Below are 24,283 nucleotides of genomic sequence, written 5' to 3'. Positions count from 1 at the left end.
CCGCTAGACGTAGCGAACGACCTGCCTTGCCGCCAGAGGCGTGGACGGTGAACAGTGCATGTCGGTTTGGGTGGAAAGGCGTCTCCCGGCTGCAACATCACGGAATTTCATGGCTGGCATACCGTTTTGGCGCTTGAACTCTCGGCATTCGCGCGTATGTAAGCCTCGCGAATTGACTTCAGGGAAGTGGACTTGGCTATCTACAGGGAAAAAGACATTTTCGAGCGGCGCAATGCCGCGAACGAGGCAAAGAAGGCGCTTCTGGAGCGCTTCAAGTCAAAGCCGGCGGCAGATGATCCTGCGGTGCTGGCGCGACAGGCCGAACGCAAGGCAATCCTCGAGGCCCGCGAAATCCGCGAAGCCGAGAAGGCAAGGCTGAAGCAGGAAAAGCTGGCACGCGAGGCGGTCGAGAAGGCCGAGCGCGAGGCAGCGGCTGAAGCGGCCCGCATTGCGGCCGAAGAGGCAGCACAGGCTGAAGCGAAGATCAAGGAAGCCGAAGAGACCGAGCGCATCGCCCGTTTGCTGGCTGACGAAGCCGAACGCAAGGCGAAACGCGACGCACGCTATGCGGCGCGCAAGCAGCGCACCGGCAGAACGCCCCCAGGCTTCTCCGCCCGCTAGCAGCTTCGGCGTAGCCAGTTCGAATATTGAATCAGGGTCGCCTCACAGCGGCCCTGAAGGTGTTTGTGCGAAGGCAGCGCCTCTGGGCGACATGCATTCAGGCTGCGAATTTCAGGCCCATGATGCCGCAGACAATCAGCGCGATGCAGGCGAGCCGGATCGCGGTTGCGGGTTCGCCGAGCAGCCAGATGCCGAGCAGCGCCGTGCCGACGGTGCCGATGCCGGTCCACACCGCATAGGCAGTGCCGACGGGAAGCGCCTTCAAAGCCAGGCCGAGTAGTGTGAGGCTGACGATCATCGACGCGACCGTGAGCACGGTCGGAACCAGCCTGGTGAACCCGTCAGTGTATTTGAGGCCGATCGCCCAGCCGATTTCGAACAGGCCGGCGAAAAACAGAAGAATCCATGACATCGGGAACGCTCCATCCAGCATCGGGCCGGGCGGAAGCCGATCCTCAGATGCTGATTATAATGGCGGGTCGTCCCGACCGAATTTTCGGGGAGGCGCGGGGTCGTCCCCGCGCCGTTGATATAGGTTGTCCAAACGCCCGATCAACCCGGCGGCATCATCTGATGCCGCCGGCGGGATTTTGCCGCGCCTGACTTGCCGAGGCCTATTTTTCCTTGATGCGCATCGCCTTGACCGGCGGCGCCTTCAGGGCGGGGGCGGGCGCCGGCTTCTTGGCATCCTTCTTCGGCTTGCGGGCTTCCTTGCCAGCCTTCATCGCACCTTTAGCCATGATTCGTTCCTCCAATTGCGGGAAGCGAAGTGAAACAAGAGAAACGCTTCGCTGCAAGGGGCAGCGCCCGTCGCAGCCATCGGCCGGCTGCTTTCAACCAATTTCTAATTTACTCGTAAACCACGGCGGTCCGTGCCATTCTCATCTTCGCACTGCAGCATCGACCCGCGCCTTCGCCGGGTGATCGCTGGGCAGGCCGGTCAGGACGACAATGCGGATCCACATCGGCTGCGAGATGAGTTTCGACTTCCCGCAGGAAACGCCGCTCATCGCGATGCTCAATGTCCACTATTCCCGCGCCTCCGATCTTGAGCGCCCGGATTTTTTGACCTCGAATCCGCCGGTGCCGATCGAGAGCTACCGCGACAGTTTCGGCAATTGGTGCAACCGCTTCGTCGCGCCGCCCGGGCGGTTCAGCTTCGGCACCGATGCGGTGATCCGCGCGCCCGGTACCTTCGAGATGGGCGAGTTGATGGCCTGGCAGCACGACGTGCGCGACCTGCCGGCGGAAACGCTGCTGTTCCTGCTGCCCAGCCGGTTTTGCGAGAGCGACCTTTTGGCCAACGAAGCGTGGCGGCTGTTCGGCCATACGCCACTCGGCATCCCGCGCGTGCAGGCGGTGTGCGATTTCGTCCACAACCACATCGTCTTCAACTACGGCAACGCACGGCCGACGCGCACCGCGGCGGAAGCCTATCGCGAGCAGAGTGGCGTGTGCCGCGACTTCGCGCATCTCGCCGTCACCTTCTGCCGGGCGCTCAACATCCCGACACGCTACTGCACCGGCTACATCAGCGATATCGGCATGCCTAAGCCGTGGTCGAGCATGGATTTCGCCGCCTGGATGGAAGTCTATCTCGGCGGCCGCTGGCATGTCTTCGACCCGCGCAACAATGCACCGCGCATCGGCCGCATCCTGATCGCCTCCGGGCGCGACGCGGCGGATGTGCCGCTGACGCATATTTTCGGCCCAGGAACACTCGCCGGCTTCAAGGTGTGGACCGACGAGATCGTCGAATAGCGTTCCGGCCCCTTCGAAGACTTTGAACGACCCGGCGATTGGCGCGTTGTGATGGCTGTGGAGCTTCGGCGGCTGGGCCGTTACAACTGTATGCCTGAAGGGGACAACACTGCATGGCCGGGCATGGCGGCTCCAAGACGGTCATCTATGCGGCGCTCGCCGGCAATCTGGCGATCGCGCTGACCAAATTCGCCGCCGCCTTCTTCACCGGCAGTTCGGCGATGCTGTCGGAAGGCGTGCACTCGCTGGTCGATACCGGCAATGGCGGCCTGCTGCTCTACGGCATGCACCGTGCCGCGCGGCCCGCCGACCGCACGCATCCGCTTGGCCATGGTCGCGAACTCTATTTCTGGAGCTTCATCGTCGCACTTCTCGTCTTCGCGCTCGGCGCCGGCGTCTCGCTCTACGAAGGCATCGTCCATATCATGGCGCCGGAGCCGGTCGCCAACGTCAAGGTGAACTATATCGTTCTCGCCCTGTCCTTCCTGTTCGAAGGCAGCTCCTGGATGGTGGCACTGAAGGAGTTTCGTCGGCAGAAGGGCAAGCAGGGCTGGCTGCAGGCCCTGCAATCGAGCAAGGACCCGAGCGTCTATACGGTGCTGTTCGAGGACAGTGCAGCCCTTCTCGGCCTGATCGTCGCCTTTGCCGGCATATTGGCGGCAGAGATGCTGGAGATGCCGGAGCTCGACGGTGCCGCCTCGATCGGCATCGCGCTCATCCTCGCCGCGACGGCGATCTTCCTCGCCCGTGAAAGCAAGGGCCTGCTCATCGGCGAACCGGCCTCGCCCGAGGTGCAGAGAAAAGTGCTGGCGATCGCCCAGCAGGATCCGGCGGTGCAACGGGCGAACGGCGTCCTGACCGTCCACATGGGACCGCAAGAGATCGTTGCTGGGCTCAGCATCGAATTCGAGGACCATCTGACGGCGCCGGAGATCGAGGCCTGTGTCGAGCGCCTGGAGGCACGGCTGAAGAAGGAGATGCCGGAGATCACGCGGCTGTTCGTCAAGCCGCAGACCACGGGCACCTGGGAGCAGCGGCGCAAGCTGATCGAGGCGGCATCGAACTAGTCCTGGACCAGCGCAGCGCCGTTGCCCCGTCGCATTGCCTTGCTAAGATCAGGCGACGGATTTGGGAGGAGCAACCATGAAGATCGACGGCGGGTGCCATTGCGGCGCCATCACCTACGAGGCGGAGGTCGACCCGGAAAAGACCTCGATCTGCCACTGCACGGACTGCCAGCAGCTGACCGGCACGGCCTTTCGCGTCACCGTTCCCGCGCCCGAGGATCATTACCGGATTACCAGGGGCACGCCAAAAATCTATATCAAGACCGGATCGAGCGGCGCCAAGCGCGCCCAGGCCTTTTGCGGCGAGTGCGGTTCGCATCTTTACGCCACGTCTGTCGGCGACGGCCCGAAGGTCTATGGGATCAGGGTAGGCACCGCACGCCAACGCGAGGATCTGGTGCCGACACAACAGAAATGGCACCGGTCGGCGCTGCACTGGCTTCCGGAATTCGGTGGCATAAGCGTCGTGGAAGAGCAGTAGCACCTGCCACTCGGTCGAAAGCGGGCCTAGACTACCAATTATGTGCTAGCCTCGCTCACCATCAAAGGGCGGGTGATAGCGATGTTGGAAACGGACAAGTTGTTTGCCGGCTCGATCCCGGAAAATTACGACCGCTATATGGTGCCGTTGATTTTCGAGCCGTTCGCCGCTGACCTTGCGCAACGAGCAGCGTCCTTCACGCCCAATGCCGTGCTGGAAGTCGCCGCGGGCACCGGGGTCGTCACCCGTGCCATGGCGCCAAAACTATCCCCCGATGCAAGCTATGTCGTGACCGACCTCAACCAGCCGATGCTCGATTACGCCGCTTCGCGGCAGGCTCCCGACAGTCGCATCCATTGGCGCCAGGCCGATGCCATGGCGCTGCCGTTCGAAGATGCGGCCTTCGATCTCGTTTGCTGCCAGTTCGGCGCGATGTTCTTTCCCAACCGCCCATCCGCCTACCGCGAGGCCAGGCGGGTGCTGAAGCCCGGCGGACATTTCGTGTTCAACGTATGGGACCACATCGAGGAGAATGTCTTTGCCGATGACGTGACCAATGCGCTGGCAAGGATTTTTCCGAACGATCCGCCGCGCTTTCTCGCCCGCACGCCGCATGGCTACCACGATACGACACTGATCCGCAGCGAGCTGGAAGAGGCCGGCTTCTCCGGCGTGGCTATCGAAACGAGAGCCGAACAAAGCCGTGCCCCTTCGCCGCGCGTGCCGGCCGTTGCCTATTGCCAGGGAACTGTGCTGCGCACCGAAATCGAGGCCCGGGATCCGGGCAAACTCGACGCCGCAACGGATTATGCTGCATCCGCGATTGCGGCCAGGCATGGCAGCGGCGCGGTTGCCGCCAAAATTCAGGCGCACGTCATCGTGGCTGTGGCGTAGGCAAAATTATCCGTTCAGTCGTCGCCTTCGACGACGCGCAGCCTGAGCTGTCCGGTCTTCGAATCGGCAACGCGGGGGCCGGGCTCGATTTTTGCGGCAGGTGCCCGCGACGGCGCGTCCGGGCTGGCATCGCCATCGGGCTGCACTCCGAACTCCAGCGCCTCGATCTTCTGGCCGCGCTTGGTCACCTTCGATGTCGAGACGAGGATATCGTCGATGTCCTTGGCCGACTGGCCGAAATGGACCTGCAGCTTGCGCACGCGCTCGTCGACACGTTGCACATCCTCCATCAGCCGGATGACTTCGCCCTGGATCAGATGCGCCTGTTCGCGCATGCGGGCATCCTTGAGGATCGCCTGGATGACCTGGATCGACAGCATCAGCAGCGACGGCGAAACGATGACGACGCGGGCGCGGTGCGCCTTGTGAACGATCGCCTCGAAATTCTCGTGGATCTCGGCGAACACCGATTCCGACGGCACGAACATGAAGGCGGTGTCCTGCGTCTCGCCCTGGATCAGGTATTTTTCGGAGATATCGCGGACATGGATCTCGATGTCGCGGCGGAAGGCCTGCGAGGCGACCTTCTGCAGGTCGGCGCCATCGGCGGCGCGGATGGCATTCCATGCCTCCAATGGAAATTTGGCATCGATGGCCAGCGACGGCGCGCCGTTCGGCATCTTGACCAGGCAATCGGGCCGGCTGCCATTCGACAGGGTCGCCTGGAATTCGTATGCGCCCATGGGCAGGCCGTCGGCGACAATCGCCTCCATGCGCGACTGGCCGAAAGCGCCGCGCGTCTGCTTGTTGGAGAGGATCGCCTGCAACTGCACGACCTGGCCGGCGAGCGACTGGATGTTGCCTTGCGCGACATCGATGATCGCCAGCCGCTCCTGCAGTTTGGCCAGGCTCTCATGCGTGGATTTGGTCTGCTCGGTCATGGTCTGGCCGAGCCGGCCGGTCATGGCGTCAAGCCGCTGGCCGATCGACTGCGTCAGCTCCGCCTGGCGCGCGCCGAACACTTCGGCGATGGCGCCCATGCGGCCCTGCATTTCGGCCTGGCTTTGCAAGATGCCGGCCATCCGCGCCTCGGCATCGCGGGCATGGTCGGCGGCTTCCGCGGCAGCGACCGCGCGCGCCTTGGCCGACCGCCACAGCGCGATGACCAGCGCCACGAACAGGCCGAGAAACAGCAAGGCGCCGAAAGCCAGCGCGTGGCCGAGCGTGATCGTGGTGGCGCCAAGCCGTGCGACGGGCTGCGAAAGGATGGTGCTCAGATCATTCATGTGGACAGCATAGCCGATTCGGGTCGCTGGCACAGATCAAAACAAGAACACGGCTGAGATGCCCCGGTTGACGCTTTTCGCTGGAGGTCTTACGTGGGACGCCATGCCGATCAAGCCGCTCATCATCCTCCCCGATCCCATCCTGCGCCAGGTTTCCAAGCCGGTGGAGCGCGTCGACGCGCCTTTGCGCAAACTGGCCGACGACATGCTGGCGACCATGTATGACGCGCCCGGCATCGGGCTGGCGGCGATCCAGGTCGGCGAGCCGCTGCGCATGCTGGTGATCGACCTCGCCAAGGAAGACGAGACGCCGGCGCCGCACGTCTTCATCAACCCGGAGATCCTGGAAAGCGCCGAGGCGCGCTCCGTCTACGAGGAAGGCTGCCTGTCGATCCCAGACTACTACGCCGAGGTCGAACGCCCGGCTTCGGTGCGGGTGAAGTATCTCGACCGCGACGGCAAGCTGCAGGAGATGGAGGCCGAAGGCCTGATGGCGACCTGCCTGCAGCATGAGATCGACCATCTCAACGGCGTGCTGTTCATCGACCACATCTCGAAGCTGAAGCGCGACATGGTGGTGAAGAAGTTCAAGAAGCTCGCCAAGGACAAGGCGCCGGGCAAGCTGGTGGGATAGGGGAAAATGCCCCTTCGCGTCATCTTCATGGGCACGCCGGAGTTTTCGGTGCCGACGTTGCGCGCGCTTGCCGAGGCCGGACATCAGATTTCCGCCGTCTACACCCGGCCGCCGCGCGCGGCCGGCCGGCGCGGGTTGGAATTGACGCCGTCGCCGGTGCAGCGCGAGGCCGAGCGGCTGGGCATCGAGGTGCGGACGCCGACATCCCTGAAGGGCGAGGCCGAGCAGGCCGCGTTCAGCGCCCTGCAGGCTGACATCGCCGTGGTCGTCGCCTATGGTTTGCTGCTGCCGAAGGCGGTTCTCGACGCACCCCGGCTTGGCTGCATCAACGGCCATGCGTCGCTTTTGCCGCGCTGGCGCGGTGCCGCCCCCATCCAGCGCGCCATCATGGCGGGAGACCTGGAAAGCGGCATGATGGTGATGCGCATGGAAGAGGGGCTGGACACCGGACCGGTGGGATTGCTTGAAAAATGCGCCATAGACCCCGATATGACAGCCGGCGATCTGCATGATCGGTTGATGAGCGTCGGTGCAGCCCTGATGGTGGACGCGCTGGCGCGGCTGGAAGAGAACACCCTGACATTTACCGCGCAAGCGGCGGAAGGGGTGACTTACGCCAGAAAAATCGATAAATCCGAGACGCATGTGGATTGGACGCGGCCTGCGGCCGAGGTCCATAACCATCTTCGTGGCCTGTCGCCGTTTCCCGGCGCCTGGTCCGAAATTGACATTGGCGGCCGCATGGAACGGCTGAAACTGCTTCGCTCAACGTTGTCCGAGGGCCTGTCGCTTTCGGACGATTTGGGCGAGTCGGGAGGAATTCTCGATGACCGGCTGACGGTCGCCTGCGGGGCAGGCGCGATCAGACTGGTCGAAGTTCAACGTGCGGGCGGAAAGCCCGCCGCCGCGTCGGAATTCCTGCGCGGAGCCAAGATCGTAAAAGGAATGAAGTTCTCATGAGCATGATGTCGATACGCGCGGCGACGCCGCGGGATCGCGAGGCCATTCGCCTCGTCGAGGAACACGCTTTCGGCCAGCAGGCGGAGGCCGGGCTGGTCGACGCGCTGGTGACCGGCGGCGACGCCGTCGTCGAACTGGTGGCCGAAGAAGACGGCCAGGTTGTCGGCCACATCCTGTTTTCGCGGCTGTTCGTCCAGAGTGGCGGCAAGAGCTCTGCGGCCGTGGCGCTGGCGCCGCTGGCGGTGGAGCCTTCGTTCCATGGCAGCGGCATTGGCGGCGCGCTGATTCGCGAGGCGCATATCCGCCTTAGGGATGCTGGCGAGACGCTGGCCGTGGTGCTGGGCGACCCGGCCTATTACGGCCGTTTCGGCTATAGCCATGCTCGCGCTGAAATGTTCGAGAGCGAGTACCAGGGCGAAGCGCTGCAGGCGCTGGCCTGGGGCGATGCTCCCGAAGCCGGCCGGCTGGTCTACGCCTCAGCCTTCACTGCTCTCGCCGCTTAGGCGAGAGCGTATAGCCGCCCGGGCATGCCGCGTTTTCGCCTCGACATCGAATATGACGGCAGCCTGTTTGCCGGCTGGCAGCACCAGGCCGACCAGCCTTCGGTGCAGCAGGCGATCGAGCAGGCGATCGAAAAATTCAGCGGTGAGGCGGTGCGGCTGCGCGCCGCCGGCCGCACCGATGCCGGCGTGCATGCGACCGCCCAGGTGGCGCATGTCGACCTCACCAAGCCATGGCCTGGCGACAAGGTGCGCGATGCCATCAACGCCCATCTGCAGGCAGCCGGCGCGCATGTCGCCATCCAGAAGGCGGCGATCGTCCCAGACGATTTCGACGCGCGATTCTCGGCCACAGGCCGCCACTATCTCTACCGCATCCTCAACCGGCGCGCGCCAGCGGCGCTGGAAAAGGGCAAGGTGTGGTGGGTGCCGAAGCGACTCGATGCCGGCGCCATGCACGAGGCGGCTAAAATCCTGCTTGGCCGGCATGATTTCACAACCTTCCGCTCGACGCAGTGCCAGGCCAACAGCCCGATCCGCACACTCGAGCGGCTCGATGTGAGCCGGGCGGGCGACATGATCGAAGTAAGGGCCTCGGCCCGTTCCTTCCTGCACAACCAGGTGCGCTCCATGGTCGGCTCGCTCAAGCGGGTCGGCGATGGCGGCTGGACCGAGGCCGACCTCAAGGCCGCTCTCGAGGCGCGCGACCGCGCCGCCTGCGGCCAGGTGGCGCCGCCCGACGGGCTTTTTCTCATTGGCGTCGATTATCCCGAATAAGAGGCGCAGGCTCTATGCGGGATAGAGCCGGTAGGCTCTATCCCGAGCTCGGCAGGCTCTACCCCGGGAACGGTCCGGAGAGGCTCTGAGCCCCGACATCGTCCGGCACGGAGATGCCAAGCAGCATCTGCAGTCCAAACAGCACCAGCAGCGAAGCGATGAACATGCCGACGAAAACGGCGGTTCCGATCGCCGCGCCCTTGCCGATCGTGGCGTTGGTCATGCGCCAGGTCAGCGCCATCGACAGGGCAAACAAGAGCAGCGACACAAGGCTCGATATCTGGCTCGCGGACGACAGGAAAAGTCTGATCAGCGCCGAGGGCAGCATCAGCCAGGCGGTGATGGCGGAGGCCCAGTTGCTGGCGACGACATAGTGGACGAAGCGGCCGCCGATGCCGGCGCGCGGCGCGACCACGGCGAACACGACCAGCGGCAGCACCCAGGAGCCGATATCGACCGTTGCCAGGCGCAACAGCATGCCGAAACGGCCCACAAAAGCGTTGGGATCGCCGATCTCGTTGGCGATGCCGACCCAGCCGACGATCAGCGCCGGCGCGGCAACGACGATGGCGAAGAAGGAATTCCAGAAGCCGTCCGCCGACAGGTCGAGCAAGCGCAATCCGTCGGCCTTGCCGAGCATCAGCCGCCAGGCACCTGTCAGCGAAGCTTGGGTTTCATCCGCCGAAAGCATGCTGCTCAGCCCTGCCCGAACCAGTCTTCGATGAAGCGTTGATAGATCCGCGTCAACGTTTCGAGATCGGCAAGGGCGACGCGCTCGTCGACCATATGCATGGTCTTGCCGACCAGGCCGAACTCGACCACCGGGCAGTAATCCTTGATGAATCGCGCATCCGATGTGCCGCCGGACGTGGACAGCGCCGGTTTCTTGCCGACCGTCGCCTTGATCGAGCCAGCAAGCGTGTCGACCAACTTGTCGTCGCGGGTCAGGAAGACATGGCTTGGCCGGTCGCGCCAGACGAGGTCGTAGTCGACCGGCGTCTTCTTGCCCGGCCGATACTTCTTGCGCCTGGCCGCCTGGTCGAGGCGGTTGTGGATTTCGGCTTGGACGGTTTCGGCCGTCCAGGTGTCGTTGAAGCGGATGTTGAAGGTCGCGGTGGCCTTGGCCGGAATGACGTTGGTGGCCGGGTTGCCGACATCGATGGAGGTGACCTCCAGATTGGTCGGCTGGAAATCCTTGGTTCCCTTGTCGAAGACGGGATGCAGCAAGACGTCGACCAGGCTCATCAGCCCCCGCACCGGATTGTCGGCAAGCTGCGGATAGGCGGCATGGCCCTGACGGCCATTGACGGTGATTGAACCGGACAGCGAGCCGCGCCGGCCGATCTTGATCATGTCGCCGAGCGCATCAGGATTGGTCGGCTCGCCTACGATCGAGGCATCCCATTTCTCGCCCCTGGAGGCGGCCCATTCGAGCAGCTTGACGGTGCCGTTGATGGCGGGCCCTTCCTCGTCGCCGGTGATCAGCAGCGAGACCGAACCCTTGGGACCACCATGCTTCTCGACATGGCGCGCTATCGCCGCGATGAAACAGGCAATGCCGCCCTTCATGTCGACCGCGCCACGGCCATACATCTCGCCATTGGCGATCTCGGCGGCGAAAGGCGGATGCGTCCAGGCGGCTTCGTCGCCGACCGGCACGACATCGGTGTGGCCGGCGAACATCAGATGCGGGCCGTTGCCGGACCGCCTCGCATAGAGGTTCTCGATATCGGGCGTGCCGTCCTCGGAGAACACCGGCCGGTCGACCAGGAAGCCGAGCGGCTTCAGCATCGTTTCCAGCGCGCTCAGCGCGCCGCCTTCGGCTGGTGTCACGGAGGCACAGCGGATGAGGGTGGCGAGGTTTGCGGCGGGATCGGTCGGCAGCGTCATGGCAAAAGCGATAGTCGAAAGCTGAGGGCCTGTCACGGGCAGACATGGAGGCCAGCCCGATGGCAGACGATGGCGCCGACATTATGGTTTTCATGTCGTATAGTCCGGCCAGTGCGGAGTAAGAAATGGCAGGCGGGGAAAAACGGATCGTCATCGCCGGTGCCGGCAGCATCGGCTGTTATGTCGGCGGCTGCCTGGCGCTTGCCGGGCGACAGGTGATTCTGCTCGCCCGGCCGCGCATCGAGGCCGCGCTGCGGCAGGGCGGATTGCGCGTCAGTGACCTCGAGGGCCGCGATCGGCTGGTCAAACCCGACGCACTCGGGATCACCACGGATCCAGCCACCGCCCTGTCCGACGCGGATGTGATCCTGGTCACCGTCAAGAGTGGCGCGACGCAGGAGATGGCCGGGCTGATCAAGGCCCATGCCCGCGCCGATGCGGTGGTGGTCAGCCTGCAGAACGGCGTCGACAATGCCGACAGGCTGCACGCCGGGCTTGGCCCGCGAACCGTGCTGGCCGGCATGGTGCCGTTCAATGTGGTGCAATCGCCCGACGGCGAACTGCCGCTGCGCGTCCATCGCGCCAGCGACGGCAAGGTGATGATCGAGGATGGCGCCGGACTTGCCAGTCTTCTTGATGTCGAAGGGCTCTCCGTCGAGACGCATGGCGACATGAAGGCCGTGCTGTGGGGCAAGCTGCTGATGAATCTCAACAACGCGCTGGTGGCGTTGTCGGGCCTGCCGCTGGCGAGCGAACTCGCCGATCGCCGCTGGCGGTTGATCCTGGCCGGCCAGATCGACGAGGCGCTGCGGGCGATGAAAGCCTCCGGCATCGCGCCGGCGCGGATCGCCGGGCTGCGGCCGGCGCTGCTGCCGAAAATTCTCCGGCTGCCGGACTGGCTGTTCAAATTGCTGGCGCGGCGCATGCTGGCGATCGACCCGCAGGCACGCTCGTCGATGTGGGACGATTTGCAGCGCGGCCGGCCGACGGAGATCGGCGAGTTGCAAGGGGCGGTGCTCGGCCTCGCCCAGAGAACGGGTACGCCGGCGCCGCTGTTGAAAAGCGTTACCGCTTTGGTGCGCGCGGCGGAAGCGGCGCAGCGTGGCTCGCCGGGCCTGGCGCCGGAGCAGGTAGCGCCGCCGGGTGGCTCTCGATCAGCGTGATCTTCTGCCAGATCTTGCGCGACAGGTTGGACGCCAGGTTCTCGATGTCGTTGACACCGTCGATGACGACATCGTCATTGACCGACTGCGCGAACAGAGCGGCGATCTTGCCGGTGATCGACAGCATTTCGGAGCAATAGTCGAGGTAGCGCGCCAGATCGGCGGCATTGGTGATGCGGGCGGGAGAATGCGCCGTCGGCTTGAAATTGGCCGAAAGAGCCGCCGGATCCTTGGTCAGCTGATGCATGTCGATGACATGGATCAGCGAGCGCAGGCCGTGCAGCTGACGAAACACCCGCTTGCGCTTGATGCGCTCCTCGGTGCGGATCAGCGCCAGCAGGCCGAGTACGGCGAGGATGATCATGTTGATCGTGGCTTCGATGCCTTGCACCGACTGCACCGCATCGTCGGCCTGGGAGATGTGAATGAGCGGCAGGATGGTGCCGACGAACAGAAAGATCAACGCGCCGGCAAGGACGGCGGCGATGATGAGCCCGCGCAGCCACCAGATCGGTTCCTCGAGCCCTTTCGCCGCCTTGGCCAGGTCGCGCGACAGTGACACCAGTTCGCCGGCGACGCCGCGCAGTCCGGCATTGGGAAAACGCTCGGCGACGCGGCCCTCGAGCCGTTCGGCGGTGTCGATGATCAGTTTCGGATCAAGCGTGCGGTAGCGCATGTCCGATCGGTCCTCAGGGTTGTGCCGGTTCGTTGGTGCGCCGGCCATAGCGGTTGGGCCCAGGCTGCCCTGGAAACAGGCACAACACAAGAAAGGCGACGATCGAGACGACCGGCACGAACAGGATCAGCGCGGCGATGCCCGGCTTGTCGAGGTCGTGCAGGCGTTTCACCGCCAGCACGATGTTCGACCATAGCGAGGCAATGAAGGCGATGAAGAAGATGAACGACCACATGTTGCTCTCGGCTGAGCCTTCCGGCACCAGCGTGAAGCGATACAGCGGGAACGCCTGGATGATGGCGACCAGCAAGCCACCAAGAAAATAGGCCGCGCGGCTGACGCGGCCCGATGTCTTGAAGAAAAGCCAGGTAAGATTTGAACTGTCAGGCAAGCGGGTCCGGTCCGTATTGATTGGCACCGCTGGTGCCCTGGAGGATGCCGAGTTCGACCAGCAGCCAGATGCCACCGATGATGGGGACAAAGCCGATCAGTGTCCACCAGCCCGACTTGTTGCGGTCGTGCCAGCGTTTGGCATAGAGGGCAACAGCGAAATAGATCGATGCCAGCGCGAAGAGGATGCCGATGATGCCGACCTGGGCGCCACTGCTTGTGGTGAAACGCGTGCCAAGGATCGAGTCGAGAATGAAGGCGACGATACCGATAACGATGAACACGCCAATGCCAGCCCAGAATTTGGCGCGGTTGATGCGACCGTCGAAACTCGTCAGCAGATACTTCCAGTCCATGTCACCCCTCCATGTTGAACCAGCGCGACCGATTGTCGCGCCGGCGGAAGGTGCGCCCGCTTTGCGGAAAGATCAATCGCGCAGCAATTCGTTGATCGAAGTCTTCGAGCGGGTCTTGGCATCGACCCGCTTGACGATGACGGCGCAGTAGAGGCTGGGGCCGGGCTCGTTGTTTGGAAACAGCTTGCCGGGCATCGAGCCGGCGACGACAACGGAATTTGGCGGCACTTCGCCATAGAACACCTCACCGGTGGCGCGGTCGACGATCTTGGTCGACTGGCCGATGAAGACGCCCATGCCGAGCACCGAGCCTTCGCGCACGATGCAGCCCTCGACGACTTCCGAGCGCGCGCCGATGAAGCAATTGTCCTCGATGATGGTCGGGCCGGCCTGCATCGGCTCCAGCACGCCGCCGATGCCGACACCGCCCGACAGGTGAACGTTCTTGCCGATCTGGGCGCAGGAGCCGACCGAAGCCCAGGTGTCGACCATGGTGCCGGTATCGACATAGGCGCCGACATTGACGAAGGACGGCATCAGCACGGCGCCCGGGGCGACGTAGGCGGAACGGCGTACGATCGACGAGGGCACGGCGCGGAAACCCGCCTTCTCGAAATCGACGGCGCCCCAGCCATCGAACTTCGACGGCACCTTGTCCCACCAGACGGCCTCGCCCGGGCCGCCCTTGATGATCTCCATCGGGTTGAGCCGGAAGGAGAGCAGCACCGCCTTTTTCAGCCACTGGTTGACGTGCCACTTGCCGTCCGGCTGGCGCTCGGCGACGCGGGCGGCGCCGCGATCGAGCAGGTCGAGCGCCGACTGGATGGCGTCGCGCGTTTCGCCACGGGTCGCGGTCGAAATCGTGTCGCGCTCCTCGAAGGCCTTCTCGATGGTCTTTTCGAGGCTCGCCAGATCGGGCTTCGACATGAATTCGCTCCATTACCAAGCTGTTAAGGGGCTGCGCCTTAACCTGTTTCCAAAGTCGCGCGGACCCCGGGCATGCTTCGCCTGCCTAGGTCTTTGCCTGGAGCAGGTTCTGTCGCAAAACCGCAGGACACTTTTGCGGAACCTGCTTAAGTGAAGCCCTGGTGAGGGTCAATCGCGGGTGCGTCATGGGACGGCGCAAGTGAAAGAATTGGACGGTAATTTGATGACACCTATGGAAAAGGCGGGGTGGACGCCGCTGCCGCATTCGGACGAGGATCTGGAGCGGTCGAAGAGCGTGCCGGACACGCCGCAGACACGGGCCGAGACCTACCGGCTTGCCTGGAACGACCCCGACTTCATGACACGGCGCGAATTGCGCGCGGTGCGCCTGCAGCTCGAACTCTTGAAGCCGGAGATGATCCTGGCTGAGCGCGGCATCCGTTCGACGGTGATCCTGTTCGGCGGCGCGCGTCTGCCGGAACCGGGCGGCGAAGCCTGGGCGGCCAAGAACGAGACGCAAAGGAAGAACCTCGAGGAAAACAGCAAATATTACGAGGAGGCGCGCAAATTCGCCCGGCTGTGCTCGCGGCAGTCGGCCGCCTCATACTATCGCGAGTATGTCGTGGTGACCGGCGGCGGCCCCGGTGTGATGGAAGCGGGAAATCGCGGCGCCGATGATGTCGGCGCGCCGTCGATCGGACTCAACATCGTGCTGCCGCACGAACAGGCGCCGAACGCCTATGTGACGCCGGAGCTGTGTTTCAACTTCCACTATTTCGCCATCCGCAAGATGCACTTCGTCATGCGCGCCAAGGCGGTGGCGGTGTTTCCCGGTGGCTTCGGCACAATGGACGAGTTCTTCGAGACGCTGACCCTGATCCAGACCGGACGCATGGAGCGCGTGCCGGTGATCCTGTTCGGCAAGTCGTTCTGGAAGCGGGCGATCAACCTCGACTTCCTCGCCGAGCAAGGCACGATCAGCCCCGGCGACCAGGACATCATCGATTTCGTCGACACCGCTGATGAGGCCTGGGGGATTATCAGCCGGTTCTACAAATTAGGGGAGTAGGGCGGGGAACTGAGGAATTGAGGAATTGAGGAATTGAGGAATTGAGGAATTGAGGAATTGAGGAATTGAGGAATTGAGGAATTGAGGGGATCGCGGTCTCTGCGTTTCGGATCAATTCCCCAATTCGTCAGTTCTTCAATTCGTCAATTCCCTACTCCCCGGCAACTATCCCCGTCAGAAACCCCGCCAGATCGTCGGTGACGAAGTCGACGTCGTCTTCCTGCGCGGGGTCGCGCTCCCAGATCTCGGCAAAGGTCGGCTCGAAATTGCGCGGCACCACCAGAACGGTGGTCATGCCCAGCGCCTTCGGCACCTCCAGGTTGCGGGCGAGATCCTCGAACATCACCGCATTGTGGCCGGTGACGGCGTGCAGCGCGGCGAACTTCTCGTAGGTCTGGCGCGCGGGCTTAGGATTGAGGCCGGCAGCGACGATATCGAAGATGTCGTCGAAATGATCGAGGATGCCGAGCTGGCGCGCGGTGCGCTCGGCGTGCCTGCGGTCACCATTGGTGAAGATGAACTTGCGGCCGGGAAGCTGGCGGATGGCGGTGCCGAGGACGGGGTCGGGCACCAGCCAGGAATAGTCGATGTCATGCACCTTCTCGAGGAAATCGTCGGGATCGATGCCGTGGCGCGTCATCAGCCCGTTCAGCGTCGTGCCATATTCGAGATAAAGCTCCTTCTGCAGCTTGCGCGCCTCCTCGCGAGGCAGCGCCAGCAATTCCCGACATAGGCGGTCATCTTGACGTCGATCTGCGAGAACAGATTCGAATGATGCGGATAGAGCGTGTTGTCGAGGTCGAACACCCAGTCGGTGACATGGGCGAAGCGGGCGGGATCAGGCAGCGTGGTCATGCGCTCCTTATGGCATGAAACGGGGATTCTGAAAGAGACTTTATCCACAACTTTCACGCGCTTTGAGTGGCGGAAATGGCCGCACGATTCAAATTTTAAGCAACCGGGAAAGGTGGCCTTCAGGGCTTGCTGGCACAGAGACAGTCCTGTGGGGAGTCTGCGATGAACAGCATTATTCTGAAATCCGCCGCTATCGCTTTCGCCTCCGTCGCCGCCTCTCTTCTCCTGACGCTGATCATCGTTCCGGCCCTGGGATTCCCGATCAACCGAACGATCTGGCTGACCTCCACCCTTTGTCCGCTGGTGCTCGCATGGGTGGCATGCGCCAGCACCTTCTGGCAGAGCGACAGGCTGAAAAACGCGCACCGCGAACTGGCCAGGGCGCACGCCCAGCTTGCCGCAGCGCATCGCCGCCTGTCGGAGAAGGCGAGCCGCGACGACATGACCGGCATGCTCAACCGGGAAAGTTTCTTTGCCGCGCTGGACGGCTCGCGGCGTAAGTCCGACCGCGGCGCGCTGCTGATCATCGACGCCGATCATTTCAAGAAGATCAATGACAGTTTCGGCCACCTGACCGGTGACGACGCACTGCTGTTGATCGCCAGCGCCATCGAGCGCGGCGTGCGCAGCGGCGACGTTCTTGGCCGCATCGGTGGCGAGGAGTTCGGCGCGTTCCTGGTCGGAGCCACCGAGCAGGAAGCCAAGCGTGTCGCCGAGCGCATTCGCCGCGAGGTTGAGCTGATCCGCTTCCGGCCGGTCGACGAACGGACCATTCCGCTGACCGTCAGCATCGGCGGCACCGTCTGCGGCGAGGACGTCAACGTCTCGGAACTGATGCGCGCGGCGGACCGGCGCCTCTACCAGGCCAAGCATCGCGGTCGCAACCTGACGATCCTTGACACGGACATTTCCGCGGCCGCGTGAGCCAGCCGGTCCGGTACACCCGGCCTGTTAAGGAATTTCTAACCCTGTTTGCATTCGGTTGTGCCGCTTGGCCGCCTTTTCACTGCTTCGAGACCGCGCTTGGCACGATACTGGCCTCTGTGACGATGCGTGTGCCGTTTGGGGAATGTCATGCGCGCATCGAAGCCCCTACCGAGAGACCTGTCATGAGTTTCTTCAAGAAAATGTCACGCCGCACGCTCGTGCGAGCAATGATCGCGCTGCCTGCCCTGTCCCTGTTCCGCAAGCTGCCCGAGACCGACGCGGCCCAGGCCAGTCCATCACGGGCCGACCCGAATGAGATCATCGAGGTCAATGGCTGGATCCTGAAGCGGAGCGACCTGGCATGATCTTCGACAGCTATGAGGCGTATCGCGCCGCCAACTTCAAACCCAAGGTCTGCATCCTCGGTTCCGGCCCGGCCGGCACGACCATTGCCCGCAAGCTGGGTGCCGCCGGCATCCCGGTCGTGGTGCTGGAGGCCGGCTCGCGGGACTTCAGCGACGAGTCGCAGGATTTCTACCGTGGCACCACGGTCGGCGATTTCTATTTCGACCTCGACATCACCCGGCTGCGGTATATGGGCGGCAGCTCCAACCACTGGGCCGGCTGGTGCCGCGTGCTCGACAAACAGGATTTCGAACCGAAGGCGTGGGCACCCGACACAGGCTGGCCGATCCGCCGCGCCGACATCGAGCCCTATCTGCCCGAGGTGCATGATATCCTGGAGCTTCCCGATTTCCGGTCCGACGTGCCGATCTCGGACGACATACGCTGGGTGCAGCTGATCAAGAGCCCGGCGGTGCGCTTCGCCGAGAAATTCGCGGACGAGCTCGACAAGAGCCGCAACATCGCCGTCGTGCTCAACACCTATGCCACCGAGCTTGCCGGCGACGGCAAACGGGTGACCGGCGCCAAACTGTGGTCCAACGGCCAGGACGCCGGCTCGTTCAGCGCCGACTACTTCATCGTCTGCACCGGCGGGCTGGAGAATTCGCGGCTGCTGCTGTGGTCGAACCAGCGCTCCAACGGCGGCGTCGTTCCGAACGCCACGGCACTTGGCCGCTATTGGATGGAGCACCCGACCTTCGAGGGCGGCAATGCCATCCTGGCCGACTATAGCGAGTTCGAGGTCGATGCCGTCAACGAGGCCTTTTTCTCGCCGACGCTTGCCGCGATGGAGCGGCTGCAGATCATGAATTTCGGCATCAGGCTGATCGAGACGCCCTATGCAGGCGTCAAGCATGTGATTGCGGATCTCGCCTGCACGGCGCCCGACATGGCGGAATGGGTCGCTTACCAGCTCAGCCAGAACCTGCGCTGCGCGGCCCAGCTCTACGTCGCCTGGGAACAGGCGCCGCTGGCGTCCAACCAGATCGAACTGTCGAAGACCGATGTCGACCATGCCGGCGTGCCGCGCATCGAGCTGCACTGGAAGAAATCGGCGCTCGAACGCCGCACGCTTGTCGAAGGCCTGAAACTGTTCGGCAAGACACTCATCGACAAGGATCTCGGCCGGGTTCGTCTGATGGACTGGATCGCCAATGGCGAGGATTATCCGACCAACGAGGAGACCGCGGGGCACCACCACATGGGTGGCACGCGCATGGGCACCGACGTCACCAGGAGCGTGGTGGACGCCAACTGCAAGGTGCACGGCATGGACAATCTCTATGTCGGCGGCTCCTCGGTGTTCTGCACCTCCGGTCAAGCCAACCCGACGACGACGATCACCGCGCTGGCCTGCCGGTTGGGCGAGCATCTGAGCAAGGTGGTCTCCGTCTGAGGTCCCAGCGCCAGCGCGCCAGAAACTCCTTGTAAGGTCCCCCTCGCCGGCGCCAGTTGGTGGCGCGGGTGGAAGCCTGGAGCAGGCTCAAAAGCCGTAGATGGCGATGCGCACCAGCACGGCCGCGGCGGCCAGCGCCACCAGCAGGATGCCGAGGCCGATGGGAGAGCCCCAGCCATACCATTCCATCGCCAGCTTGGCGTATTTGAATTCATCCTCATGCGAGAGAGGGGTACGTTGTTGAATCAAGCTCATTTTTCACTCCATGTGGCGGCCCGGCCCTTGCCTTGTCCAAGCTGCGGCCGCATATTGCTGTAATGATCTAAATGTTAGGCAGATTGATAGTTAGATGATCGAAATAAATTCGTCAAGCGAGAATCGTGACGACCTGACAAGGGCCATCGGCCTTGCCATCATGCAGTGGCAGGACGCGACCCAGGCCTATGACGAAGCGGTGGGGATGCGGCTCGGACTGAACATGGCCGAGCGCCATTGCATCGGGCTGCTCTATGGCGGCCCGCAATCGGCCGGTGCGGTCGCCACCGCGACCGGGCTGACGCCGGCGGCGGTGACGGCGCTGATCGACCGGCTGGAGGCGCGCGGCCTGCTGACGCGCACGCGCAGTCTCGAGGACCGGCGCAAAGTGGTGATCGAAGCGACCGAGGCGACGCGGGAGCTGTCGGCGCGCTATTACGGCGCCATTGCGCGGGAGGGTGAAAAGGTGATCGCCACCTTCAGCGACGCCGAGTTCGCGACAATATCGCGCTTCGTCAATGCCGCGCTCGACTTGCAGCGCGCTCAGCTTGCGCGGCTGAAGGCCGAGGGGTCGGACAGCCCCGGGCGATAGGGGCGCGATGTGTTCGCGGCCTTGCCGCAGATGTCGGCAGGGAACGGGACTATTTCGGCTGGACCCCATAGGCGACAAGAAACGCCGCCACCGAGGCATCCGCGTGCCGTTCAAGTTCTGCCTTGGAGCGCCGGTTGCTTCCCGTGAACATAGCTTCATTCATCGGGATCCAAAGAAGCATTCCAAAAAGATGGCTGGCCGCCAGATAGGGGTCGCTGGTTTGTATCAGTCCTCGATTGGTGAGCTTTTGAAAGCAAGCCGCCGTCGAGGCAAGCATGCGCTCAAAACCTTTTTCGTACCAACTGCGGCCAAGCTGCGGCATTCGATCCGCATTGGCGATAATCAGGCGCCGCAGCTTCAACAGCTCTTCATCCATGAGAACCGCTATCAGACGTCGGGCAAGCTGCTGCAGGCCGCCTTCCATGAATTTCGCCTCGGAAAGCAGCGTCGTCACGGACTCGATGATGTCGTTGACCTGGCCAGCGGTTGACAGAACGACTTCGCAGAACAGGGTCTCCTTGTCGGTGAAATGCTTGTAGACGGTCTGCTTGGAAGCCCCCGCTTTGGTGGCGATTTCCTCCATGCTGGTTCCATCATAGCCCTTGCCGATGAACGCCGCCGTGGCCGCCTGGATGATCTCACGATCCTTGCGTGCTGATCTGGTCTCACCGTCGATTTCCATGGAATCCTCCTGACCAGTACTAGACGGTACCGTTCCCGCATGATAGTCATGACAACAGTACTAGACTGACTAGTACCCGTCAACGAAAGCAGGGCTTAAACCGATGAGCAAAATGATTTTCGTCAATCTACCGGTGCGCGATCTGCAGGCAGCGACCAACTTCTATCTCGCGATCGGCGGCACGCTGAATCCGCAGTTCTCGAACGACCAGGCCAGTTCGATCATGTTCTCCGACTCGATCGGGGTCATGTTGCTGACATACCAGCATTACAGCCAGTTCACAGCGCGGCAGATCGGCGACCCCAAGCGTGACAGCCAGATGCTGATCGCGCTCACCGCCGACAGCAAGGACGAGGTCAATGCCGTAATCGAGAAGGGCGTGGCGGCAGGCGGCCGCGCCGATCCCAACCCAGCGCAGGATCTCGGTTTCATGTTCAACCGCCACATCGAAGACCCCGACGGCAACGTCTGGGAATTCCTGTGGATGAACCCCGCCGCCATGCAATAGCCCGGCGGGATCAAGTCTCTAAGCGCGTCGCGTCGAAACGGATTCATGCGACGCGCTTTAAACACTGGAGTCGGATTGCTAGACCGTCGCCGGGTCGAGCGCCGGCTGGCCCTTGCGGCGTGCGACGATCGCCTCGAAATCGGCAGTCTGGAAGGCATCGCGCAAGGCGTCGAAGGACGGCAGCACGAAATAGGCGCGCTGGAACTTGTCGATCTCGTAGCCGGTGCGCATCACCATTTCCAAGTCGAAGGGCACATGGTGCGCATTCTTGCTGTCGACAGCGAACTGCAGTTCGGTAAAGGACGACATCAGGCCGGCGCCAAAGGCCTTCAGCGGTTGGCCAGCCTCCTGCATAAGGCCGTACTCTGCCGTGTACCAGTAGAGCCGGGTGATCATCTCGTCACCGCCGAGAGCGATGATGTCGCCGGCCTTCTTGCCATACATCTGCATGAAGTCGGCGAAGACCGGCTGCGACAGCACCGGCACATGGCCGAAGAAATCGTGGAACATGTCCGGCTCGACGATGTAGTCGAGTTCCTGCCTGGTGCGCAGCCAGTTGGTGACCGGGAAGCGGCGGTTGGCGAGGTGGTCGAAGAAGGGGGCGGCCGGAATAAGACCCGGCACGGCGACGATCTCCCAGCCGGTCAGCTTGCGCAGCTTGGCGCTGACATCCTCGAAATCGGGGATGCGGTCGAGCAGGCCGAGTTTTTCGACGCCGTCGAGATAGGAGTGGTGGGCGAGCTTGCGCGTCAGCTTGGTCTGGCGGTCGCACAGAGTGCGCCACACCGCCTGTTCCTCGACGCTGTAGTCATAGCCCTGCGCCACGGTGAAATCGGCACGGCAGACCGAATAGTCGCCGCGCAACCCCTGCGCCGCGCAGTCGCGGGCATATTCGGCAACACTCATCGTCGTCATGGTTTTTCTCCTCGCAAATCGGTGCTGTGAGGGTAACCGGATTTGCCGAGGCAATTTGGTTTTGATGATGGCTCATCAGCGATATTCGGGATAATATTCACTCACAATCCGCGCCGGAGGAGTGAAAATGCCTCAATTCGATGATTTCGAGATCAAGATGCTCGATGTCCTGCAGCGCGACGGCCGCAAGCCCGTCTCCGAACTGGCGCAGGAGATCGGCCTGTCGACGACACCATGCGCGCGGCGCTTCGAGGCGCTGCAGGACGCCGGCATCATCAAGGGCTTTGCCGCGGTGATCAGCCGCCGCGCGGTCGGCCTGATGGTCGAGGTCTTCATCCAGGTGCGCCTGGTCAGCCACAGCGACGGCTCGCCGGAAAAGTTCATTGCCGCCATGCAGCGCATGGACGAGGTGTCGGCGTGCTGGACGATGACGGGCGATCACGATTTCCTGCTGCATGTCATGGTGCCGTCGGTCGACGAGCTCAACGCCTTTGTCATGCACCGGCTGATGCGGCTCGACGGCGTGCGCGACGTCCACACGCAGCTTGTGCTGCAGAACATCAAGGGGCCCGGCCACGTGCCCCTCGCGCATCTCAGGCGATGATGGTGCCAGCCTTCCTCATTCCTGCGGAAAAGCTGCACGCAAACTGCTGAACCGGGCCAATCGGGCGGCTATATCGCCAACCAGCATATGCGGACCATCTCCCCATGAGGTCCGCCATGAAAATCGTCCTGATCAATCCGCCGCACACCGCCATCGGCAGCCGGGTGCCGGACGATCACCTGCCGCCGCTTGGTCTGCTGGCGATCGGCGGCCCGCTGATCGATGCCGGCCATCAGGTGCGGCTGGTCGATGCCGAATTTGGGCCGATGCCGCTCGGCACGGTGGTGCGCGACGCTCTGCATGACTTCCCGGACTTCGTCCTGATCGGCCATTCCGGCTCGACCTCGGCGCACCCGACCGCCCTGCTGATCGCAGGCATGATCAAGCAGCGCGAGCCGGCGACGATCATCATCTATGGCGGCGTTTTCCCGACCTATCACTGGCGCGACATATTGGCGGCGACCGATGTCTTCGACTTCATCGTGCGCGGCGAGGGCGAGGCGACCGTGGTGGCGCTGGTCGAGGCGCTGGAAATGCACCAGCCACCGGCGAGCGTCGCCGGCATCGCCTTTCGCGACGATCTGCGCCGGCCCTTCGCCACGCAGGCGGCCATGACGATCGCCGAGCTCGACGCCTACCGCGTCGGCTGGGAGCTGATCGACCACAGCCGTTACAGCTATTGGGGCGGTAAGCGCGCCGTGGTCATGCAGTTTTCACGCGGCTGCCCGCATCTGTGCAACTATTGCGGCCAGCGTGGCTTCTGGACCCGCTGGCGGCATCGCGATCCCAAAAAGTTCGCGCAGGAAATCGCCTGGCTGCACCGTAAACACGGCGTCGAACTGATCAACCTCGCTGACGAGAATCCGACGGTTTCGAAGAAGGCGTGGCGCGCCTTTCTCGATGCGCTGATCGCCGAGAACGTGCCGGTGCTGATCGTCGGTTCGACCCGCGCCGACGACATCGTGCGCGACGCCGACATCCTGCACCTCTACCGCAAGGCCGGTGTCATCCGCTGGCTGCTCGGCATGGAAAACACCGACGAGCAGACGCTGCAATTGATCCGCAAGGGCGGCAGCACCTCATCCGACCGCGAAGCGATCAGGCTGTTGCGAAAGCACGGCATATTGTCGATGGCGACCTGGGTGGCCGGCTTCGAGGATGAGGGGTTTCGCGACCTGTGGCGCGGCTTTCGTCAGCTGATCGCCTACGACCCCGACCAGATCCAGGCGCTTTACGTGACACCGCATCGCTGGACGCCGTTCTTCCGCATCGCGCGCGACCGCAAGGTCATCCAGAGGGATGCCCGCCTGTGGGACTACAAACACCAGGTGCTGCACATGACCCGGCTGAAGCCATGGATGCTGTTCTTCAGCGTCAAGCTGATAGAACTCGCCGTACAGTCGCGGCCGAAGGCGCTGGCACGCATCGTGTTCCACCCCGACCCCGAGCAGCGGCATTCGATGCGCTGGTACACGAAAATGGGCCGCCGGGTCTGGTTCCGCGAGGTCTGGGGCTTTCTGGCCCGCGACGGCAGGGTGAAGGACGGCCCGACGCTTGCCGAATTCTGGGGCGCGCCACAGGACGCGGAGGAGGAATCGATGATCGTTGCACCACGTCCGCCGCGCAAGGCGGCCGTCGCCATCTCGCCGGGCACCTGACCGGCTCTCGGCCATTTCACGAAAATACGCGGCG

The 24,283-nt window shown here is 63.4% G+C and carries 30 protein-coding genes and 1 pseudogene; 18 read left to right on the top strand and 13 right to left on the bottom strand.

Features of this window, described 5'->3' with window-relative positions; genetic code table 11:
• The first annotated feature begins 192 nt into the window (after window positions 1–192).
• Window positions 193–621, top strand: coding sequence for a DUF6481 family protein (locus HB778_RS15925; RefSeq protein WP_027052925.1), 429 nt, complete (start codon window positions 193–195; stop codon window positions 619–621).
• 97 nt (window positions 622–718) lie between these two features.
• Here the strand turns inward: HB778_RS15925 and sugE are convergent, their stop codons facing one another.
• Window positions 719–1,033 (bottom strand): quaternary ammonium compound efflux SMR transporter SugE, encoded by a 315-nt coding sequence (gene sugE / locus HB778_RS15920; RefSeq protein ID WP_027028310.1) that lies wholly within the window; start codon window positions 1,031–1,033, stop codon window positions 719–721.
• A 202-nt stretch (window positions 1,034–1,235) separates the two neighbouring features.
• Complete coding sequence (locus HB778_RS42800; RefSeq protein ID WP_013891842.1) at window positions 1,236–1,361, bottom strand: hypothetical protein; 126 nt, start codon at window positions 1,359–1,361, stop codon at window positions 1,236–1,238.
• Window positions 1,362–1,572: 211 nt separating this feature from the next.
• On the opposite strand from HB778_RS42800, the gene HB778_RS15915 reads away from it, so the two are divergent.
• From HB778_RS15915 to HB778_RS15900, 4 genes are all read left to right on the top strand, one after another.
• Window positions 1,573–2,382 (top strand): transglutaminase-like domain-containing protein, encoded by an 810-nt coding sequence (locus HB778_RS15915; RefSeq protein ID WP_183464700.1) that lies wholly within the window; start codon window positions 1,573–1,575, stop codon window positions 2,380–2,382.
• A 113-nt stretch (window positions 2,383–2,495) separates the two neighbouring features.
• The gene (locus tag HB778_RS15910; RefSeq protein WP_183464699.1) at window positions 2,496–3,449 is read left to right on the top strand and encodes a cation diffusion facilitator family transporter; all 954 of its coding nucleotides are present in this window, start codon (window positions 2,496–2,498) and stop codon (window positions 3,447–3,449) included.
• 76 nt (window positions 3,450–3,525) lie between these two features.
• Window positions 3,526–3,930: a GFA family protein gene (locus tag HB778_RS15905; RefSeq protein WP_183464698.1), complete on the top strand. Its 405-nt coding sequence runs from the start codon at window positions 3,526–3,528 to the stop codon at window positions 3,928–3,930.
• Between the two features lie 81 nt (window positions 3,931–4,011).
• On the top strand, window positions 4,012–4,824 hold the full coding sequence (locus HB778_RS15900) for a class I SAM-dependent methyltransferase (protein WP_183464697.1): 813 nt from the start codon (window positions 4,012–4,014) through the stop codon (window positions 4,822–4,824).
• A gap of 14 nt (window positions 4,825–4,838) precedes the next feature.
• Here HB778_RS15900 and HB778_RS15895 read toward each other — a convergent pair whose 3' ends face one another.
• A complete protein-coding gene (locus tag HB778_RS15895) occupies window positions 4,839–6,110 on the bottom strand; it encodes a DNA recombination protein RmuC (protein WP_183464696.1) in 1,272 nt (423 codons plus the stop codon).
• 103 nt (window positions 6,111–6,213) lie between these two features.
• On the opposite strand from HB778_RS15895, the gene def reads away from it, so the two are divergent.
• From def to truA, 4 genes are read left to right on the top strand one after another with little or no spacing between them, the layout of a single operon-like run.
• Complete coding sequence (gene def, locus HB778_RS15890) at window positions 6,214–6,744, top strand: peptide deformylase (protein WP_183464695.1); 531 nt, start codon at window positions 6,214–6,216, stop codon at window positions 6,742–6,744.
• Between the two features lie 6 nt (window positions 6,745–6,750).
• Window positions 6,751–7,704 (top strand): methionyl-tRNA formyltransferase, encoded by a 954-nt coding sequence (gene fmt / locus HB778_RS15885; protein ID WP_183464694.1) that lies wholly within the window; start codon window positions 6,751–6,753, stop codon window positions 7,702–7,704.
• Window positions 7,701–8,207 (top strand): GNAT family N-acetyltransferase, encoded by a 507-nt coding sequence (locus HB778_RS15880; RefSeq protein WP_183464693.1) that lies wholly within the window; start codon window positions 7,701–7,703, stop codon window positions 8,205–8,207. Before fmt ends, HB778_RS15880 begins: the two co-directional genes overlap by 4 nt.
• Before the next feature lie 24 nt (window positions 8,208–8,231).
• The gene (gene truA, locus HB778_RS15875) at window positions 8,232–8,981 is read left to right on the top strand and encodes a tRNA pseudouridine(38-40) synthase TruA (RefSeq protein ID WP_183464692.1); all 750 of its coding nucleotides are present in this window, start codon (window positions 8,232–8,234) and stop codon (window positions 8,979–8,981) included.
• A 58-nt stretch (window positions 8,982–9,039) separates the two neighbouring features.
• Here the strand turns inward: truA and HB778_RS15870 are convergent, their stop codons facing one another.
• Together HB778_RS15870 and dapE are read right to left on the bottom strand one after the other, a co-directional pair.
• On the bottom strand, window positions 9,040–9,672 hold the full coding sequence (locus tag HB778_RS15870; RefSeq protein ID WP_183464691.1) for a transporter: 633 nt from the start codon (window positions 9,670–9,672) through the stop codon (window positions 9,040–9,042).
• Window positions 9,673–9,677: 5 nt separating this feature from the next.
• Window positions 9,678–10,871 carry a succinyl-diaminopimelate desuccinylase gene (gene dapE / locus HB778_RS15865; protein WP_183464690.1) on the bottom strand — a complete coding sequence of 398 codons (1,194 nt, stop codon included), beginning with the start codon at window positions 10,869–10,871 and terminating at the stop codon, window positions 9,678–9,680.
• Window positions 10,872–10,996: 125 nt separating this feature from the next.
• On the opposite strand from dapE, the gene HB778_RS15860 reads away from it, so the two are divergent.
• Complete coding sequence (locus HB778_RS15860) at window positions 10,997–12,034, top strand: 2-dehydropantoate 2-reductase (RefSeq protein ID WP_183464689.1); 1,038 nt, start codon at window positions 10,997–10,999, stop codon at window positions 12,032–12,034.
• Here the strand turns inward: HB778_RS15860 and HB778_RS15855 are convergent.
• The 4 genes from HB778_RS15855 to dapD form a co-directional block, all read right to left on the bottom strand.
• Complete coding sequence (locus tag HB778_RS15855) at window positions 11,937–12,710, bottom strand: hypothetical protein (protein ID WP_183464688.1); 774 nt, start codon at window positions 12,708–12,710, stop codon at window positions 11,937–11,939. The genes HB778_RS15860 and HB778_RS15855 overlap by 98 nt on opposite strands.
• A 13-nt stretch (window positions 12,711–12,723) precedes the next feature.
• Window positions 12,724–13,101 (bottom strand): DUF805 domain-containing protein, encoded by a 378-nt coding sequence (locus HB778_RS15850; RefSeq protein ID WP_064990109.1) that lies wholly within the window; start codon window positions 13,099–13,101, stop codon window positions 12,724–12,726.
• A complete protein-coding gene (locus tag HB778_RS15845) occupies window positions 13,094–13,456 on the bottom strand; it encodes a DUF805 domain-containing protein (RefSeq protein ID WP_183464687.1) in 363 nt (120 codons plus the stop codon). The genes HB778_RS15850 and HB778_RS15845 overlap by 8 nt, the downstream gene beginning before the upstream one ends.
• Before the next feature lie 72 nt (window positions 13,457–13,528).
• Entirely contained in the window at window positions 13,529–14,383 is an 855-nt protein-coding gene (dapD, locus tag HB778_RS15840) for a 2,3,4,5-tetrahydropyridine-2,6-dicarboxylate N-succinyltransferase (RefSeq protein WP_183464686.1), read from the bottom strand.
• A gap of 223 nt (window positions 14,384–14,606) precedes the next feature.
• Between dapD and HB778_RS15835 the strand changes: the two genes are divergently transcribed.
• Complete coding sequence (locus HB778_RS15835; protein WP_183464685.1) at window positions 14,607–15,452, top strand: LOG family protein; 846 nt, start codon at window positions 14,607–14,609, stop codon at window positions 15,450–15,452.
• Window positions 15,453–15,603: 151 nt separating this feature from the next.
• Here the strand turns inward: HB778_RS15835 and HB778_RS15830 are convergent.
• Window positions 15,604–16,307, bottom strand: a pseudogene (locus tag HB778_RS15830) (pyrimidine 5'-nucleotidase).
• 162 nt (window positions 16,308–16,469) lie between these two features.
• Here HB778_RS15830 and HB778_RS15825 point away from each other — a divergent pair.
• The 3 genes from HB778_RS15825 to HB778_RS15815 all read left to right on the top strand — a co-directional run bounded on the left by HB778_RS15825 (window position 16,470) and on the right by HB778_RS15815 (window position 19,035).
• Complete coding sequence (locus HB778_RS15825; RefSeq protein WP_095203769.1) at window positions 16,470–17,231, top strand: GGDEF domain-containing protein; 762 nt, start codon at window positions 16,470–16,472, stop codon at window positions 17,229–17,231.
• 185 nt (window positions 17,232–17,416) lie between these two features.
• Window positions 17,417–17,599, top strand: a complete 183-nt coding sequence (locus tag HB778_RS15820; protein ID WP_183464684.1) for a hypothetical protein — start codon at window positions 17,417–17,419, stop codon at window positions 17,597–17,599.
• Window positions 17,596–19,035 (top strand): GMC oxidoreductase, encoded by a 1,440-nt coding sequence (locus tag HB778_RS15815; RefSeq protein WP_183464683.1) that lies wholly within the window; start codon window positions 17,596–17,598, stop codon window positions 19,033–19,035. Before HB778_RS15820 ends, HB778_RS15815 begins: the two co-directional genes overlap by 4 nt.
• Before the next feature lie 87 nt (window positions 19,036–19,122).
• Here HB778_RS15815 and HB778_RS15810 read toward each other — a convergent pair whose 3' ends face one another.
• Window positions 19,123–19,290 carry a hypothetical protein gene (locus HB778_RS15810; protein WP_171892201.1) on the bottom strand — a complete coding sequence of 56 codons (168 nt, stop codon included), beginning with the start codon at window positions 19,288–19,290 and terminating at the stop codon, window positions 19,123–19,125.
• Between the two features lie 94 nt (window positions 19,291–19,384).
• On the opposite strand from HB778_RS15810, the gene HB778_RS15805 reads away from it, so the two are divergent.
• Window positions 19,385–19,882: a MarR family winged helix-turn-helix transcriptional regulator gene (locus tag HB778_RS15805; RefSeq protein WP_183464682.1), complete on the top strand. Its 498-nt coding sequence runs from the start codon at window positions 19,385–19,387 to the stop codon at window positions 19,880–19,882.
• 49 nt (window positions 19,883–19,931) lie between these two features.
• Here the strand turns inward: HB778_RS15805 and HB778_RS15800 are convergent, their stop codons facing one another.
• On the bottom strand, window positions 19,932–20,564 hold the full coding sequence (locus HB778_RS15800) for a TetR/AcrR family transcriptional regulator (RefSeq protein WP_183464681.1): 633 nt from the start codon (window positions 20,562–20,564) through the stop codon (window positions 19,932–19,934).
• A gap of 103 nt (window positions 20,565–20,667) precedes the next feature.
• Between HB778_RS15800 and HB778_RS15795 the strand changes: the two genes are divergently transcribed.
• On the top strand, window positions 20,668–21,072 hold the full coding sequence (locus HB778_RS15795) for a VOC family protein (RefSeq protein WP_183464680.1): 405 nt from the start codon (window positions 20,668–20,670) through the stop codon (window positions 21,070–21,072).
• 78 nt (window positions 21,073–21,150) lie between these two features.
• Here the strand turns inward: HB778_RS15795 and phhA are convergent, their stop codons facing one another.
• A complete protein-coding gene (gene phhA / locus HB778_RS15790; RefSeq protein ID WP_183464679.1) occupies window positions 21,151–21,987 on the bottom strand; it encodes a phenylalanine 4-monooxygenase in 837 nt (278 codons plus the stop codon).
• 127 nt (window positions 21,988–22,114) lie between these two features.
• Here phhA and HB778_RS15785 point away from each other — a divergent pair, with 127 nt between their 5' ends.
• On the top strand, window positions 22,115–22,591 hold the full coding sequence (locus HB778_RS15785; protein ID WP_183464678.1) for an Lrp/AsnC family transcriptional regulator: 477 nt from the start codon (window positions 22,115–22,117) through the stop codon (window positions 22,589–22,591).
• A 116-nt stretch (window positions 22,592–22,707) separates the two neighbouring features.
• Window positions 22,708–24,249, top strand: a complete 1,542-nt coding sequence (gene bchE / locus HB778_RS15780) for a magnesium-protoporphyrin IX monomethyl ester anaerobic oxidative cyclase (protein WP_183464677.1) — start codon at window positions 22,708–22,710, stop codon at window positions 24,247–24,249.
• Window positions 24,250–24,283 lie beyond the last annotated feature (34 nt).

The organism is Mesorhizobium huakuii (genome assembly GCF_014189455.1).
GTDB lineage: Bacteria > Pseudomonadota > Alphaproteobacteria > Rhizobiales > Rhizobiaceae > Mesorhizobium > Mesorhizobium huakuii_A.
This window is presented reverse-complemented; position numbering and strand designations above follow the sequence as displayed.

Coding starts and splice junctions, on each gene's coding strand:
- sugE (WP_027028310.1), bottom strand. CDS start 1,033: ATGTCATGGATTCTTCTGTTTTTCGCCGGCCTGTTCGAAATCGGCTGG.
- HB778_RS42800 (WP_013891842.1), bottom strand. CDS start 1,361: ATGGCTAAAGGTGCGATGAAGGCTGGCAAGGAAGCCCGCAAGCCGAAG.
- HB778_RS15915 (WP_183464700.1), top strand. CDS start 1,573: ATGCGGATCCACATCGGCTGCGAGATGAGTTTCGACTTCCCGCAGGAA.
- HB778_RS15910 (WP_183464699.1), top strand. CDS start 2,496: ATGGCCGGGCATGGCGGCTCCAAGACGGTCATCTATGCGGCGCTCGCC.
- HB778_RS15905 (WP_183464698.1), top strand. CDS start 3,526: ATGAAGATCGACGGCGGGTGCCATTGCGGCGCCATCACCTACGAGGCG.
- HB778_RS15900 (WP_183464697.1), top strand. CDS start 4,012: ATGTTGGAAACGGACAAGTTGTTTGCCGGCTCGATCCCGGAAAATTAC.
- HB778_RS15895 (WP_183464696.1), bottom strand. CDS start 6,110: ATGAATGATCTGAGCACCATCCTTTCGCAGCCCGTCGCACGGCTTGGC.
- def (WP_183464695.1), top strand. CDS start 6,214: ATGCCGATCAAGCCGCTCATCATCCTCCCCGATCCCATCCTGCGCCAG.
- fmt (WP_183464694.1), top strand. CDS start 6,751: ATGCCCCTTCGCGTCATCTTCATGGGCACGCCGGAGTTTTCGGTGCCG.
- HB778_RS15880 (WP_183464693.1), top strand. CDS start 7,701: ATGAGCATGATGTCGATACGCGCGGCGACGCCGCGGGATCGCGAGGCC.
- truA (WP_183464692.1), top strand. CDS start 8,232: ATGCCGCGTTTTCGCCTCGACATCGAATATGACGGCAGCCTGTTTGCC.
- HB778_RS15870 (WP_183464691.1), bottom strand. CDS start 9,672: ATGCTTTCGGCGGATGAAACCCAAGCTTCGCTGACAGGTGCCTGGCGG.
- dapE (WP_183464690.1), bottom strand. CDS start 10,871: ATGACGCTGCCGACCGATCCCGCCGCAAACCTCGCCACCCTCATCCGC.
- HB778_RS15860 (WP_183464689.1), top strand. CDS start 10,997: ATGGCAGGCGGGGAAAAACGGATCGTCATCGCCGGTGCCGGCAGCATC.
- HB778_RS15855 (WP_183464688.1), bottom strand. CDS start 12,710: ATGCGCTACCGCACGCTTGATCCGAAACTGATCATCGACACCGCCGAA.
- HB778_RS15845 (WP_183464687.1), bottom strand. CDS start 13,456: ATGGACTGGAAGTATCTGCTGACGAGTTTCGACGGTCGCATCAACCGC.
- dapD (WP_183464686.1), bottom strand. CDS start 14,383: ATGTCGAAGCCCGATCTGGCGAGCCTCGAAAAGACCATCGAGAAGGCC.
- HB778_RS15835 (WP_183464685.1), top strand. CDS start 14,607: ATGACACCTATGGAAAAGGCGGGGTGGACGCCGCTGCCGCATTCGGAC.
- HB778_RS15825 (WP_095203769.1), top strand. CDS start 16,470: ATGAACAGCATTATTCTGAAATCCGCCGCTATCGCTTTCGCCTCCGTC.
- HB778_RS15820 (WP_183464684.1), top strand. CDS start 17,417: ATGAGTTTCTTCAAGAAAATGTCACGCCGCACGCTCGTGCGAGCAATG.
- HB778_RS15815 (WP_183464683.1), top strand. CDS start 17,596: ATGATCTTCGACAGCTATGAGGCGTATCGCGCCGCCAACTTCAAACCC.
- HB778_RS15810 (WP_171892201.1), bottom strand. CDS start 19,290: ATGAGCTTGATTCAACAACGTACCCCTCTCTCGCATGAGGATGAATTC.
- HB778_RS15805 (WP_183464682.1), top strand. CDS start 19,385: ATGATCGAAATAAATTCGTCAAGCGAGAATCGTGACGACCTGACAAGG.
- HB778_RS15800 (WP_183464681.1), bottom strand. CDS start 20,564: ATGGAAATCGACGGTGAGACCAGATCAGCACGCAAGGATCGTGAGATC.
- HB778_RS15795 (WP_183464680.1), top strand. CDS start 20,668: ATGAGCAAAATGATTTTCGTCAATCTACCGGTGCGCGATCTGCAGGCA.
- phhA (WP_183464679.1), bottom strand. CDS start 21,987: ATGACGACGATGAGTGTTGCCGAATATGCCCGCGACTGCGCGGCGCAG.
- HB778_RS15785 (WP_183464678.1), top strand. CDS start 22,115: ATGCCTCAATTCGATGATTTCGAGATCAAGATGCTCGATGTCCTGCAG.
- bchE (WP_183464677.1), top strand. CDS start 22,708: ATGAAAATCGTCCTGATCAATCCGCCGCACACCGCCATCGGCAGCCGG.